This window comes from Flavobacterium saccharophilum, from assembly GCF_900142735.1.
In the GTDB taxonomy this organism is placed as follows: Bacteria; Bacteroidota; Bacteroidia; order Flavobacteriales; family Flavobacteriaceae; genus Flavobacterium; species Flavobacterium saccharophilum.
In genome coordinates this window covers 193,252-209,101 of record NZ_FRBY01000004.1, presented here as the reverse complement: position 1 = coordinate 209,101, position 15,850 = coordinate 193,252, and the positions used below count along the sequence as shown (strand labels likewise).

Here is a 15,850-nt window from a genome sequence, read left to right as displayed (position 1 = left end):
TTTAATGACAATTAAACATCTATTATAAATACCAGACAAAAACTATGTTATTTACTGAAATAAAAAACACCCTAAACTCATTTGATTTTAATCAGATTTCAGAAGATCGTAAAACTATACTTCAGCCATTAGTGGACTATATTCAAAATAAAGTCGACAACAAACTGCCGATTAGACTTAATCTGATCTGCACACATAATTCCAGAAGAAGTCACTTGTCACAGGTCTGGGCGCAGACTGCTGCTGCACATTATAATGTACAAAATGTTTCCTGCTATTCAGGAGGTACAGAAGCTACTGCACTTTTCCCAATGGTAGCCGAAACCCTGCAACGCAATGGATTTAAAGTTAAAACTATTTCTGAAAGTCAAAACCCGGTTTACTCTATAAAATTTTCAGCAAATGAACTACCCGTTATCGGTTTTTCTAAAACCTATGATGATGATTTTAATCCCGAGAGTGAATTTGTTGCTATAATGACCTGTTCACAGGCTGATGGAGGCTGTCCTTTTATTGCAGGTGCCGAAAAGCGTATACCGATTACTTTTGAAGATCCAAAAGTTTCAGACGGCACAGCACAGCAAAAAGAAGTATATCTGGAGCGAAGCCTTCAGATTGGGACTGAAATGTTTTATGTATTCTCACAAATCAAACAATAAAAATGTCAGTAAATAACTGTGCGCCTGCCGCAGGACGCAAAAAAATAGGTTTCCTGGATAGATTTTTAACCCTCTGGATTTTCCTGGCTATGGCTCTTGGCGTAGCAATAGGATATTTCATTCCGTCCAGTGGTAATTTTATAAATTCATTCTCAAGCGGGACAACTAATATTCCTTTGGCTATTGGACTTATTCTTATGATGTACCCGCCTCTTGCCAAAGTGAAATACGAGCAAATGGGACAAGTTTTTAGAAACACAAAAATCCTGGGAGCCTCTTTATTTTTAAATTGGGTTGTTGGACCAATTTTAATGTTTTTACTAGCCTTGCTTTTTTTAAATGGCTATCCTGAATATATGATCGGTGTCATTCTGACAGGTTTGGCCCGTTGTATTGCAATGGTTGTCGTTTGGAATGATTTGGCAGATGGAAACAGGGAATATGCTGCAGGCCTTATTGCACTTAACAGCATTTTTCAGGTTCTGCTTTATAGTGTATATGCTTATATCTTCATAACTGTTCTTCCTCCCTACTTTGGCTATAATGGATTTGAAGTTAACATCAGTATTGGCCAGATCGCCGAAAGCGTGGGGATATATTTAGGAATTCCTTTTGCTCTTGGAATCATAAGCCGTTATGCTCTTATTGCCCTGAAAGGTTCTGAGTGGTTTGAAACTAAATACGTACCATTTATTTCTCCTATTACACTTATATCGTTGCTTTTTACCATCATAGTGATGTTCAGCCTTAAAGGGGAGCTTATTGTCCAGATTCCTATGGATGTTGTTCGTATCGCAGTTCCATTGGTAATATATTTTACCATCATGTTTATCATCAGCTTCTTTGTTGGAAAATATTTTGGTGCTGACTATTCGAAAGCGACTGCTATAGCTTTTACGGCTACCGGTAATAATTTTGAGCTTGCTATTGCAGTAGCCATTGGTGTCTTTGGCATAAACAGCGGTCAGGCATTTGCAGGAGTTATAGGGCCATTAGTAGAAGTACCGGCGCTCATTGCACTGGTTAATGTTGCTTTCTGGTTCAGAAAGAAGTATTATTTAAAAACAGCATAGTTTCCAATACTAATTTCTAAAAGATGAGAATTGCAATAATATCGGATATACATGCCAATTTTCCGGCACTGGAACAAACCTTAAAAAGTATCGAACAGCAGAATATTGACGCTGTTTACTGCCTGGGAGATTTGGTAGGTTATAATTTATGTCCTAACGCCGTGATAAATGAAATTCGTAAAAGACATATTCCGACTCTGGCAGGAAATCATGATGTTAAAGCTGTACAAATACATAATGAGGGTTCTAATGACTCAGAAAGTTATGCATATCAAATAGTGGGCAAAGAGCAGATTAAATATCTTTCTGCTCTTCCTGCTCATATTAAACTAGAATTTCAGACAACGGATAAACTAATCAAGATCTTAATGGTACACGGCAGTCCTTACAGCAATACCGAATATTTGCTTGAGGATAAAAAGGAAAATGATTTTACTGCTATTTTTCTTGACTCCAACGCTGACATTATTATTTGTGGCCATTCACACAAGCCTTATCATAGAGTTTTAGAAAACCCGAATAAAAAAGGCGGTTATTTCCATGCTATTAATGCAGGATCAGTAGGAAAACCAAAGGACGGAAATCCCAAATGCTGTTATGCAGTACTAACTATGGACAAAAGCAGTAATCTCTCAAAAAAAGAAGGTGTACAGGTAGAATTCATAAGAGTCGACTATGATATTGAAAAGACTGCGATGGCTATCGAAGAAAGTCCGCTACCAAACGTATACGCACTTATGCTTCGAAAAGCATATTAAGAACTGCCGCAATAAAATCATTCATGGAAAATTTTAAATTATTTTTGAATAGTCTTACTCCTGTCAGCGATGGGGAATTTGAAAATTACAGCCAATATTTTAAAGACCGTAGTTTACCTAAAAACAATTATTTTGCAGTGCAGGGCAAAATATGTCAAGAAGTGGCTTTTATAAAAAAAGGAACACTCCGAACTTATTATCTTAATGAAAAATCTGAGGAGGTAACTTCTTGTTTCTGTACCGAAAACAACTTAACAACATCTTATAAAAGTTTTGTTTCCCAACAGCCTTCAGAACTATCTATTCAGGCTATTGAAGATACTGAGCTTTTGGTTATTGATTACCGTGATTTACAAAATCTTTATCAAAAAAGTTCAGTTTGGCAGAATATCGGGAGGATAATTGCTGAAAGACAATACATGGTAATGGAACAGTATGCCAATGTTCTTTGCAATGAGACAGCTAAAGAAAAATACCTACGTTTATTAAAAGAAGAGCCTTCGATTCTAAACAAAGCTTCAGTAAATGATATCGCCAGCTATCTCGGAGTAACCCGTCGAACACTTAGCAGGATTCGAAAAGAAATCACACAATAATTTCGAGGACATTTGTCCTTTAATACATTCTCCCCTTCCATTATTTTTGCTTTATAACAAATTCAAAAATAAATGGAAACAGCTATTATAATCACCTCAGTTTTACTTATTCTTTTTTCTATTCTCGCACTGTATGATGGATTTTATCTTCATATTTTCAAATACAAATTGCACAATCATCCAGAAAGTAAAACAGAACATTATATCCATACAATCAGAGCAATCTTCTTTCCTGCAATTTTATATTTCTTATTCCTATCACAGAGCTGTTCTCTTAGTTTTATAATTGGCTTAGTAGTTGTAGCACTTGATCTTCTAGTTTTAGCACTTGATGCTTATACAGAGAAAGACAGTAGGGAATTTATGGGTGGACTTCCTCGTTGGGAATATATATTACATCTTTTTGTTAATGGATTTCACTTTGCCTCGATAGCTGTTTTCTTGTCTATTAAACTACAATTTGAAAATAACCAAATAATAATCTTACCCACTATTGAAAATCAAAACTATGAGCTATTGCATACTATCTTAATTAATCTTTTACCAGGTTCCGTTTTAGTTGGACTTCTTCACTTCTTTTTATGTTTTTCAAAAACAAGTATTTTTTGGAACAATTTGACAAGTAGAAAATAAAACTTTCAAACCTAAATAACATACGAAGCTTCAATCTCTCACGGTTTTTACCAATCTATCAAAGATCTATTTTAATAATTCAAAGAAAATTTCGATAACGTATATTTTATCTCTAAATTCGCAATGTGAAAATTTGGGTAACATTATTATCAATCATTGTACTGTTTCTTTCAACAGTGCCTTGCAGTGCATATTCTAAACATTCAGAATGTAATGTCGAGAAAAATTGCAAAAATGATTCGCATAGCTGTGGAAATGATTGTAATGGAAAATGTTCTCCCTTTTATGCTTGTGGAAGTTGTGTTGGCTTTACAATTACACAAACTTCACTATTAATTTCAGAAAAATTAGAATTTACAACAACCGAAATACTACAACCTATATCCTACGATAAGTTTGTTGATTCCTCCTTCTTTTGTAAAATTTGGCAACCCCCTAAATTTCTTACTATTTAAAAAGTTTTACGCTTATGATTGCAAGATCATGAGCATATTTATGTATTAATATTAAGAAATTATAAATGTTTAAATATATTTTATTGATTGCGGCAATAACAACTATTGGCACAGCACAAGCACAGAATAAAATTAAAGTTCTCATTAAAGATGCCCAAACAAGCGTGCCTATTAATGGTGTAACTGCTAAAATTGAGCAGACTAATGTATCATCTGTATCAAACGCAGAAGGGCTTATCGTTTTTGAAAATCTTCAGCAGGGCGTTTATAATGTTTCTTTTTCTATGGAAGGCTATAAATCGAACATGGCATCCTTTACAATACCTTTTACAGGGGAATTTTTAGAAATTTCATTAGAGAGTGAAGCAGAAAAGATGGATGAAATTGTTGTCACTTCCACCAGAGGTACACGAACGATAAGTAACATTCCCACCCGCGTAGAATTTATTGCCGGAGAAGAACTCGAAGAAAAAGCCAACATGAAACCCGGCGATATCCGTATGATGCTCAATGAAAGCACGGGTATACAAACCCAACAGACATCGGCAACATCAGGGAATTCTTCTATCAGAATTCAGGGATTGGACGGCAGGTATACCCAAATATTAAAAGATGGTTTCCCCGTTTATTCAGGAGCTTCCAGCGGACTGGGATTACTGCAGACACCACCACTGGATTTAAAACAAGTGGAGATCATTAAAGGATCTGCCTCTACCCTATATGGCGGGGGAGCAATTGCAGGCTTGGTGAATTTAGTTTCTAAAACCCCAACCGAAGAAAGAGAATTGCGATTTTTATTAAACGGAACTTCCGCTCTTGGATTGGATATTAATGGCTTTTACTCACAGCGATTCAATAAAATTGGATTGACTGTTTTTGCCTCACATGATCGCAATGCACCCTACGACCCTGCCAATATTCAGCTTACGGCTATTCCAAAGTTTGAGCGTTTTAATTTTAATCCCAAATTGTTTGTCTATTTTAATGAAAAGACAAAACTTAATTTTGGTGTAAATACAGTTTTCGAAAATCGTATTGGTGGAAACATTGATTATATTAAAGACAAAAGTAAGTACCCTGATAGTTATTTTGAAAAAAATAAAACACAGAGAATAAGTACTCAATTTACCCTTACCCATAAATTAAGTGAAAAGGAATCTCTAACATTCAAAAATAGCTTCAATAATTTTAGTCGTGTAATAACTATTCCCGATTATACTTTTGATGGACTTCAGAACAGTACTTTTTCTGAAATTACATATTCCCATAATGGCGAGATTTCCGAATGGGTTACAGGAGCCAATTTATACACTGATAAATTTACAGAAAACAGCACTACTGCTTTTCCTCTAAGAGATTATAATCAGATAACCTACGGGGCTTTTGTTCAAAATACTCTCAAAGCTAAAGAGTGGCTTGATATTGAGACAGGTCTTAGAGGTGATTATGTTATTGATTATGGATTTTCATTTTTGCCAAGAATTTCTGCTCTATTTAAGATAAGTCCTAAACTTACCTCAAGACTCGGCGGTGGCTTAGGGTATAAAACGCCAACTATATTTACCGAAGAAAGCGAGCGTATTCAGTATCAAAATGTATTGCCTATCAATAGTGATTTTAATAAACTTGAAAAAAGCTACGGTGTAAATTTTGATGTTAATTACAAGGCCAGTATTACTGAGGATATATCTTTATCGCTCAATCAGTTGTTCTTTTATACTAATGTAGATAATCCTCTGATCTTAACTTCACTTCCTAATGCTATTTACCAGTTTGTTAATATTGATGGCTATTTAGATACCAAGGGAGCTGAAACTAATGTAAAATTAGGATATAAGGATTTTAAACTATTTTTAGGTTATACCTACACCGATGCGTCAATAGATAATAATGGCATTAAATCTGAAAATCCTTTAACAGCCAAACATCGATTGAATAATGTCTTGATGTATGAAGTAGAAGACAAATGGAAAGCTGGATTAGAGGCGTATTATTACAGTGCTCAAAAATTAAATGATGGAACAACCGGAAGGGAATATTGGATTTTTGGTTTTATGGTGGAAAAACTATGGGAGAACTTTTCTCTTTATGCCAATTTCGAAAACTTTACCGATACGAGACAAACTAAATTTGGAAGTATTTATACAGGACCAATTTCAAATCCTGTTTTTAAGGATATTTATGCTCCCCTAGATGGATTTGTCGTAAACGCTGGGATTAAAATAAAATTATAGATATTACCATAAATATAAAAAGCCTGTAGAGAATATTTCTACAGGCTTTTTTTTCAATTTAAATTAAACAAATAAAATGCAAAGACAATTTAACTATATATTTGAATTAAAAAAATCAACTTCAATCAAATTTTTGAAATATCATAAAATGAAAATAACGAATAATATAGACAAGCTAGGATTAACCGGATTATTTATAACAGCATTTTTTCCCCTTGCTGTTTTCCATTATTTGCTTTTGGAGCTTTTGCTTTAGGCTTGGGTAGCTTTGAATTATTCGGAGGTTGGACACTTATTATGTTTTTTGTAATGGTACCAATTTCAATAATTGGACTATAGCTCTCCTATTTAAAGCATCATTCTTTTTATCCTCTTTTAATGAGGTCCTTATGAACCTGTATACGAAACATTTTTTTCAGGATTTGAAAAAGTTAGCACTAAAAACTTAATGATGTAAGATAGGTTCATCATTAGCTTCTAAAGCTTATTTATTGCTTTTCCATACATTATCCATGCTTTATGTATTTACACTGATTTTGCTATTTCTGCATAATGAATAATCAGAATCAAATTTACAGATAGCATCATTTGAGTAAAGTTATTCGTTTTTAAAACAGCTATAACTTATTTTTTATTTGTTATTACAATTTCAAACTTCTTAATCGCAAAGCATTTACAATTACAGAAACCGAACTAAAACTCATTGCTAAAGCTGCAATCATGGGCGATAATAAAATTCCAAAAAATGGATATAAAACTCCTGCTGCAATGGGAACTCCTAAAACATTGTAAAAGAAAGCAAAAAACAAATTTTGTTTGATATTTCGCATTACAGAGTGGCTCAAATTCTTGGCTTTTACTATACCTTGTAAATCACCTTTTACCAAAGTAATTTTTGCACTTTCAATAGCCACATCAGTTCCTGTTCCCATAGCAATTCCAATGTCGGCTTGTGCAAGAGCGGGCGCATCATTTATACCATCGCCTGCCATTGCTACAATTTTCCCTTCGGATTGTAAACGTTTTATTTCGTTCAATTTGTCTTCGGGTAAACAACTAGCTCTGTAGGATGATAAGTTTAATTCATCAGCAACTGCTTTGGCTGTATTTACATTGTCGCCAGTAAGCATAATGACTTCAATTCCTTGACGCAATAATTCTTTTATGGCTTCTTTACTAGATATTTTAATTGCATCGGTAATTGATACAAAACCAACAGCAACACTATCAACAGCAATATATGAAACAGTTTTTCCTAGTTTCTGTTCAGCAATAATTTTATTTTCTAAATCATCAGAAACATTGGCTTTGACCAGTTCCATTAATTTTTTATTGCCTAATGCTACTTTTTTATTGGTAACCGTTCCTGTAACTCCTTTTCCTGCAACGGCTTCAAAATCTTTAACTTCTATTAATGAAACGGTTTTTGATTTAGCATAATTAACAACCGCTTGTGCTAATGGATGCTCGCTGTATTGATTTAAAGAAGCGATGCTTTGTAGCAAATCGTTTTCATTATTGTTTGATGCGAAAATGGTTTCTACCGATGGTTTACCTTCTGTTATTGTTCCTGTTTTATCGGTGATTAAAACATTTATTTTATTCATATTTTCTAATGCTTCGGCATTTTTTATCAAAACTCCCGATTGTGCACCTTTGCCAACACCAACCATTACCGACATTGGCGTAGCCAAACCCAATGCGCACGGGCAAGCGATAATTAAAACAGCAATAGCATTTATAAAACCATAAACCAATGCAGGTTCTGGACCAAATTTTGCCCAAATGAAAAATGTTATTACCGAAATAATGACTACAATTGGTACAAAATATTTAGCAATACTGTCGGCTAATTTCTGAATTGGCGCTCTTGAACGACTGGCATCATTTACCATTTGCACAATTTGTGAAAGCAAGGTTTCTGAACCCACTTTTTCAGCAATCATAACAAAGGATTTATTCCCGTTGATTGTTCCGGCAATTACATTGTCATCTTTCTTTTTGTCAACCGGAATAGGTTCGCCAGTAATCATTGCTTCATCAATACTACTCTCGCCATCGCTTATTTTTCCATCTACAGGAATTTTGTCTCCAGGTTTTACTCGCAATAGATCGCCTTTTTTAATGTCGTGGATTGAAATTACTTTATCATTTCCATCAATTACCAAAGTTGCTTCTGTAGGAGCAAGCTTTAATAATTCTTTTATAGCTCCACTAGTTTGACTGTGCGCCCTTGCTTCTAATAATTGTCCTAACAAAACTAAAGTTAGAATAACTGTTGTAGCTTCAAAATAGAGTAATACTGTTCCGTGTTCAGTTTTAAATTCATTTGGGAAAACATCAGGAAAAAACATTCCAACTAGACTAAACAAAAAGGCAACTCCCGTTCCTATACCAATAAGGGTAAACATATTCAAATTCCAAGTAATAATGGATTTAAAAGCACGAACAAAGAACATCCAACACGCATAAAAAACTACAGGGAGCGAAAGCAACAATTGCACCCAATTCCATTTTGAGGCATCCATTAGTTTTAATAAAGGATTGTTGTGTGCCATTTCTATCATTGCAATGGCGAAAATGGGTACGGTAAATACTAAAGCTATTTTCATTTTCCTGGCCAAATCCTTGTACGTCTTTTGGTCTTCGCTGTCATTGGGTTCCATAGGTACTAAGTCCATCCCGCAAATTGGACACGAGCCTGGAGCTTCTTGAATAACTTCAGGATGCATCGGACACGTGTATAACGTTTTGCTAGCTTTTAACTCTGGTACTTTGACTAAATCCATTCCACATACAGGACAGTCGCCTGCTTTGTCGTAGACTTTTTCGCCTTCACAATGCATTGGACAATAGTATTGGCCATTAGCATTAACAGGAACTTTAATTTCTTTTTTATCACTGTGGGAATGCGTCGAGGAATGGGATTTTGAAGTAGCTTCGTTTGTTGATGAATGCTCCTCGATTTTATCAGTACTCAATTTAATAGTGTATATTCCAGCAGTTGTCAAAGCTTCTTGCAATACAGATGTTGGAACGTGTTTATCCATAGTGATGGTTGCTATTGATGGAGTTAATGAAACTTTTGCTTCAATACCATCAATTGTATTCAATGTTTTTTCGACTTTAGAGCGACAACCATCGCAAGTCATTCCTTCAATAGTATAAGTATGTGTCATGATTTTTACATTTTCATTTCTTCCATCGGGTCGCTCCCTTTACGGAATTTATATTCGCTGTTTATTGTGCATCGTTTTCTCCTTAATATGATGAGAAAATTGATACTCTTTTCTGAATTTTTCATTTATGAAGTCGATAAAGTATTAATGCAATTAACCAAGGAAGCGTAAAAATCGACAATATCCATTTGAAATCTGAATTAATAATAAAATTTACAATGGTCATAAAACCAATTGAACTCATTCCTGCTATAGCGACTATGGGAAAAGCTCCTTGTGTACGCTCCCGAAAGGAAGTGAGTGCTATAAAAATTGTAAGCAATCCTGTTGTTAAAATGTAACTGCCCATTACCCAAAATACTTTTTGAAGCCAAACTGCTAAACCCGGAGCGGAATTATTAATAACCATTGAAGTAGTTTGCATATAGCGTAAATCTTCTGGCAATAAAGGTGGTCGGATAAAAACAAAGTACAATCCCATTACAAAAAGAATAAATCCTCCCAATGCAAGTATTAATGCTGAATATGGTTTTAGTTTTTCCATTTATTTAGTATTTTTTCAAGATTCAATTTTGATTTATAAAGGGCTTGGTTATTTAGGATACTCAATACTATTTTTACATTTTCATTCCTTCCATTGGGTCGCTTCCTTTTCGGAATTTATATTCGCTGTTTATGGCATAAGCTCCTGTAATTACCACTTTTTTTGAGGGATCAATTTCAGATTTAATTTCAATCATCCCATTTATTTCTGCTCCCGTTTTGACCATAACATTTTCAAACACACCTGGGCTTTTTTCGATCCAGATATAGGTTGCATTTTGTTCCCAGATTACGGCATCAATCGGTATAAACAATCCTTTCGCATTCGATTGGGTTATTTTTGCAATAGCCTGCATTCCGGGTTTTAATTGAAAATTTGGATTTGGTATTTCCAATCGAATTAGGAGTAAACGTGTGTCAGGATTGATTTCAGGATTAATGAAAGAAACTTTTGCGTCTACTGTTTTATTTGGAAAATCCGTGAAGATGATTTTAGCCTTTTGTCCAAGATGCACATTTTTGGCATAATTGACATTGACTTGCGTTTCGAGCCAAAGACTGTTCAAATCGGCTAATTTTATTATTGCCGAACCTTCCATTGCATAACTGCCTTCTGTTGCGACTATTTCCGAAACATAACCGCGTGATGTACTGTAAAACGTAGTATTTGGAGAAGCATCCGATTTGGTTTTTATATTTTCAATTTGTGCATTGGTCAAACCAAAGAACAACAATTTTTGTTTGGAAGCCTTGAGCATATTTTGAGCATTTTTGCCAAAATCTCCAGGCATAGACAATTGCTTATAAGCCATTAAATAATCTTGTTTTGCAATGGCAATGTCCTCGCTGTACAAAGTATAAATAGGATCGTTTTTTTTGACGTATTCGCCAACTGTCTTAAAATACAGTTTTTCAATTCGTCCCATCGCCCGCGCAGAAAGGGTATTTGCTTTCTCCTGATTGATCGTTAAAACTCCCGTATAATTTTGTTCGATGCTATTTTGAGATTCAGCAATTGACTGTGTGGAGATGTTGCCTAGTTTTATTTGCTGTTTACTCAAACTTATTTCGTTGGCTCCTGAAACGTTTTTTTTCATTGGAGTTAAATGCATATGACAAATAGGGCATTTGCCCGGCTTATCTTCCTTAACCTGCGGATCCATTGAACAAGTGTAATATGTTGTTTCTTTACCCTTATTGTGTTTGTTGTGGTCTTCCTTATTTTTAGTATTACAAGCTATTACTGTAAATAGTATTGCCAGTAAACTTATTGTTTTTATCGTCTTCATCATTATTCGGTTTTAATAAAGCTTTCGCTATCAATTAAATATTGTCCGTTTTGAGCAATGGTGTCTCCCACAGAAATACCATCTGCAATTTGAATAAAATCAGCCATTTCGATACCTGTATGTACCGCTGTTGCTTTGAAGCCATTTTCCTTTTTTAGAAAAACCACTTTTGTCTCTCCCAAGCTGACCAAAGCCTGCTTATGCAACCAGATTCCCTTTGTTGATTTTAATTGTACAACGCCTTGCAATCTTATGCCGATAGGTAATTTCAGCTTTTCATTATTCAGATAAACTCTAATTCTATTGGTTTTATCAGCTGGGTTTAATTGCGTTTCCACAAAATTTATTTTCCCGTAAATAGTGTTTTTTTCATCCAATTCAGAAGTAATATTTATAGCCTGATTGATTTTAAGTAGGCTGTTGTATCCTTCCAAAACATTGAAAACACCCCAAACTTTATCCGTATTTACCAACCTGAAAACACCTTCACCTTTTTTGATATAATTACCTTCTTTTATGTCCAAGGTTTCTGTATTGTTGCTTGCACTTGACATTGAAGAAGTATTTGTACTAGCCATTTTTTCCGTTCCGATAATGATTCCGTTAGCAGGACTGTAAATTGTAATTATTGGATTTGTTTTTTTAGCGGAGGACAATGCATTTATCTGAGTATTTGTCATTCCGTAAAGCAATAATTTCTGTTTAGCAGAATTAATTATCGATGTGTTTTGATTGTCATTGGTAATTAAATAGATAAAATTTTGCTGTTCAGTCAATAATTCAGGACTGTACAATTCAAATATTTTCTGTCCTTTGGCTACCCTTTGGTATTTATAATTGACATACATTTTCTCGATTCGACCACTAATTCTAGCTGAGATATTTACAGATGAATTAGGGTCATAAATTACTGTTCCCGGCAAATTGACTTCACTGCTTATAGCCGTTTCTTTTACAGTCTCAGTTTGATAATTGCCTACAACAAAATTATCCGTTGGCTTCAAAAGATGATCAATCGAATGACTGTCTCCCAAATGGTCTTCGGTAATTTTTTTTACTAATGTCATCCCGCAAATAGGACAACTGCCTGGTTTATCTCTAATTATTTGCGGATGCATCGAACAGGTGTAAACATCCTCTTGATGCTCCATTTCCGAATGACTTCCCGATTTTATGGCAACGAAATAAATTGCAATTCCAATAATAGAAATCACTATAAAAGCAACAATATATTTTATATATCGGTTCATAATTATTTGGTTTCAAGTTGTTTTTCGATTTCTGTTTGTGTCGTTAAAATCATTTTTAATTTGTCCAAAGCATCGATTTGGGTCATATTCATCGCTTCCCAAGCATCTAACGCCACGAACAATTCTCCTGTGTTGTTTTGCCACGCTAAAATTGCGGTGTCATAATTTCGTTTCAAAGCAGGAATAATATTGTCTTGATTGATTTGATATTGTTTTTTCAGATTCAAAAACTCAGCATTCATCCCTTTTATCATTCCGGTGGTTTCATTGGCAATCATTTGCTTTTGCCAATCCAAACTTTCGTTTTTAATACGATAGCTTTCCATATTGGCTTTATTCATTTTGTTTGACCAAGGCATCGGAATTGTAACCATACCCATCAATGAGAATTGCTGAGGCTGATTTCCAAAAGCAAACATATGGTCGTATTTAACACCAAATTCAGGTCTGGTTGCCACTTTTTCTACTTCAATTTTAAGATTGTTGATTTCCTTAGTTTTATCGATGGCCTTAATATCACTGCGGTTATTTATATAGGAAGATAAATCTGTTTCAAAAAGATTGAAATCCTTAATTTCATAACTGGAATCAATTTCCAAATTCTCGTTTTTATCACGAGCCATTAGTGTATTGAGCATATATTTTCGTTGAGACACATCATTTTCTAACATTACAATCATACTTTGCAAAGAGGAATATTGGGATTTGGCTTTGTAATACGATGGCAATTTATCCATATTGTATTGATATCGTATTTCCATACTCTTAATCATATAATCAAGAAGCAAAAGATTGTCTTGGGCAATTTTTATTTTTTTCTTGCTGATGATCCACTGGTAATAATTGGTTTTGGCCGATGCATTGAGTTGGTTCAGGGTGAAATTTTTATTTTCACTTTCAACAGAAGACATTGCTTTCATCAAATTTTCATTGGCATTAAGCTTAGAAGCATTAGGAATCATTTGGGTTACTCCCAACATATAACTTCCCATCCCTGGAGCCATTTCATCGGCTTTCCACAAATTGGAATTATACGGTGTCATAAAGAAACCTGTTTCAACTTGTGGAGGCATCCAGCTTCTGGCGCCTTGGGCAGAAGCATCCATGCTTTGAATATCGGCATCATACATTTTCAATTGTGGATTGTTTGTTTTGATTGTGTTCAAGACATTATCCAATGTAAGTGTTTGCGCTTTACTATTTGCAACGCTTAAAATCAAACAACTTAAAACGAAATAAAGTTTAATGTTTTGCATCTATAAGAGTTATTTTTCCTTTTGTTCTTAATTCATGAAGTTTTACCATCTCAAAAACAACAGGGGTTACCAGTAATACATAAATCGTTGATGTAATTGTTCCTCCAATGAGCGGAACGGTAATTGGGAGCATCACATCTGCACCTGTTCCTGTAGCCCAAAGTATCGGAATCAAACCAAATAATGAAACAGAAACCGTCATTAGTTTGGGACGTAGTCTCTTGGCTGAACCCTCAATAATATATTCTCTAATTATTTCTTCTGTCAATGTTTCCTTGCTGTTGCCATATTTTTCTACCATTTTGTTCATTGCTTCATTCAAATAAATGGTAATTAGCATTGCGGTTTCAATTGCCAAACCAAACAAAGCAATAAAGCCGACGGCCACGGCAACAGACAAATTAATTCCATAAAAATAGACCATAAAAACACCTCCAATCAACGCAAACGGAACCGTTATCATCGTAATCAATGCTTCTTTCATTGAATTATAAGTAAAATACAGGATGAGGAAAATAATAGTAACAACAATTGGCAGAATTAAACTCAAAGTTTTGTTTGCCCTGATTTGGTTTTCCCATTGGCCACTCCATTCCACATAATAGCCTTTTGGCATTTTGGTTATCATTTCATTAAGTTTCGACTGTGCTTCTTTGACTGTGCTTCCTAAATCACGGTCACGAACATTGAACAAAACACTCCCTCGGAGCATTGCATTTTCACTGTTTATCATTGGCGGGCCATCACTGATAGTTACATCGGCAACGGTTTCCAAAGGAATTGGTCCAAAATCCATTGTCTGTACTTGTAGCTTTTTCAGGGCGTCAATACTATTTCTGTATTCTTGCGCATACCTTGCATTTACCGAGAAACGCTGTCTTCCCTCAATGGTTGTGGTCAATTTCATTCCTCCGATAGAAGCCTCAACCACGTTATTTATATCATCGATGCTTAGTCCATATCGACCAATTACTTCCCGTTTGGCTTTAATATCTATGTATTTCCCTCCAGTAATAGGTTCAGCGTACAAATCTTTTACCCCCGATGTTCCGTCCAAGGCCATTTTTATTTTTTGGGCTAAAGCATTAATGGTGTCTAGACTTTCGCCATATATTTTTATTCCCACATCGGTTCTGATTCCCGTTGAGAGCATATTGATACGGTTGATAATTGGTTGGGTAAAACCATTTGTCACTCCTGGTATTTGCAGTTTATTATTGATTTCATTGACAATATCTTCTTTCTTCTTGCCGTCTCTCCATTCACTGCGCGGTTTTAGCAAAATAATTGTTTCAATCATGCTGATTGGACTATTATCGGTTGCAGTGTTGGCTCTTCCCGCTTTTCCCAAAACGTGGGCAACTTCGGGAATTGATTTTATCAGCTTGTCCTGAACCTGCAAAATCCTTTTTACCTCAGAATTGGAAACATCGGGCAAGGTTACAGGCATAAATAAAACAGAGCCTTCATCCAAGGGAGGCATAAATTCCGATCCCAGACGAGTAAACATCAATACACCTACTAATAATGCCACAATATTAATTGCCAAGACTGTTTTTCTCCATCTCAAACAAAACTCCAAAATTGGTGTATAAATACTCTCTAATTTTCTGTTTATTGGATTTTTGTTTTCTGTGCGAAGTTTGCCTTTGAGTAAAAAGCTAATCAACACAGGAGTAAGTGTAATTGCAAAAAAAGCATCCACAATTAGGATAAATGATTTTGTCCAAGCCAATGGGCTAAACAGTTTGCCTTCCATTCCCGTAAGCAAGAATACTGGCAAGAATGATGCAATCACAATTATCGTCGAATAAAACACTCCTGGGCCGACCAATTTGGACGAAGCTTCAATTAGTTTTAGTTTTTCATCGGATGATAACGGATCCTTTTCTTTTTTGAATATATTTTTTATCTTATTTGTCATT

The 15,850-nt window shown here is 34.9% G+C and carries 12 protein-coding genes; 6 read left to right on the top strand and 6 right to left on the bottom strand.

The features are described from left to right. Positions 1-44: 44 nt before the first annotated feature. The 6 genes from BUA98_RS14110 (at position 45) to BUA98_RS14080 (ending at position 6,408) form a co-directional block, all read left to right on the top strand. The gene (locus BUA98_RS14110; protein ID WP_072973577.1) at positions 45-659 is read left to right on the top strand and encodes an arsenate-mycothiol transferase ArsC; all 615 of its coding nucleotides are present in this window, start codon (positions 45-47) and stop codon (positions 657-659) included. A gap of 2 nt (positions 660-661) precedes the next feature. After that, entirely contained in the window at positions 662-1,732 is a 1,071-nt protein-coding gene (arsB, locus tag BUA98_RS14105) for an ACR3 family arsenite efflux transporter (RefSeq protein ID WP_072973576.1), read from the top strand. A gap of 23 nt (positions 1,733-1,755) precedes the next feature. After that, the gene (locus tag BUA98_RS14100) at positions 1,756-2,490 is read left to right on the top strand and encodes a metallophosphoesterase family protein (protein ID WP_072973575.1); all 735 of its coding nucleotides are present in this window, start codon (positions 1,756-1,758) and stop codon (positions 2,488-2,490) included. 23 nt (positions 2,491-2,513) lie between these two features. Next, a complete protein-coding gene (locus BUA98_RS14095) occupies positions 2,514-3,086 on the top strand; it encodes a Crp/Fnr family transcriptional regulator (RefSeq protein WP_072973574.1) in 573 nt (190 codons plus the stop codon). A gap of 72 nt (positions 3,087-3,158) precedes the next feature. Next, positions 3,159-3,719 carry a hypothetical protein gene (locus tag BUA98_RS14090; RefSeq protein ID WP_072973573.1) on the top strand — a complete coding sequence of 187 codons (561 nt, stop codon included), beginning with the start codon at positions 3,159-3,161 and terminating at the stop codon, positions 3,717-3,719. Positions 3,720-4,239: 520 nt separating this feature from the next. Beyond that, positions 4,240-6,408, top strand: coding sequence for a TonB-dependent receptor (locus tag BUA98_RS14080; RefSeq protein WP_072973570.1), 2,169 nt, complete (start codon positions 4,240-4,242; stop codon positions 6,406-6,408). A gap of 641 nt (positions 6,409-7,049) precedes the next feature. Here the strand turns inward: BUA98_RS14080 and BUA98_RS14070 are convergent. The 6 genes from BUA98_RS14070 to BUA98_RS22595 all read right to left on the bottom strand — a co-directional run bounded on the left by BUA98_RS14070 (position 7,050) and on the right by BUA98_RS22595 (position 15,849). Further along, complete coding sequence (locus tag BUA98_RS14070) at positions 7,050-9,587, bottom strand: heavy metal translocating P-type ATPase (RefSeq protein ID WP_072973566.1); 2,538 nt, start codon at positions 9,585-9,587, stop codon at positions 7,050-7,052. A gap of 121 nt (positions 9,588-9,708) precedes the next feature. Then, positions 9,709-10,131 carry a hypothetical protein gene (locus BUA98_RS14065; RefSeq protein ID WP_072973564.1) on the bottom strand — a complete coding sequence of 141 codons (423 nt, stop codon included), beginning with the start codon at positions 10,129-10,131 and terminating at the stop codon, positions 9,709-9,711. Positions 10,132-10,204: 73 nt separating this feature from the next. Continuing rightward, complete coding sequence (locus BUA98_RS14060; protein ID WP_072974091.1) at positions 10,205-11,419, bottom strand: efflux RND transporter periplasmic adaptor subunit; 1,215 nt, start codon at positions 11,417-11,419, stop codon at positions 10,205-10,207. Positions 11,420-11,421: 2 nt separating this feature from the next. Beyond that, entirely contained in the window at positions 11,422-12,669 is a 1,248-nt protein-coding gene (locus BUA98_RS14055; RefSeq protein ID WP_072973562.1) for a heavy metal-binding domain-containing protein, read from the bottom strand. 2 nt (positions 12,670-12,671) lie between these two features. Then, positions 12,672-13,925: a TolC family protein gene (locus tag BUA98_RS14050; protein WP_072973560.1), complete on the bottom strand. Its 1,254-nt coding sequence runs from the start codon at positions 13,923-13,925 to the stop codon at positions 12,672-12,674. Next, positions 13,912-15,849, bottom strand: coding sequence for an efflux RND transporter permease subunit (locus BUA98_RS22595; RefSeq protein ID WP_072973557.1), 1,938 nt, complete (start codon positions 15,847-15,849; stop codon positions 13,912-13,914). Before BUA98_RS22595 ends, BUA98_RS14050 begins: the two co-directional genes overlap by 14 nt. Position 15,850 lies beyond the last annotated feature (1 nt).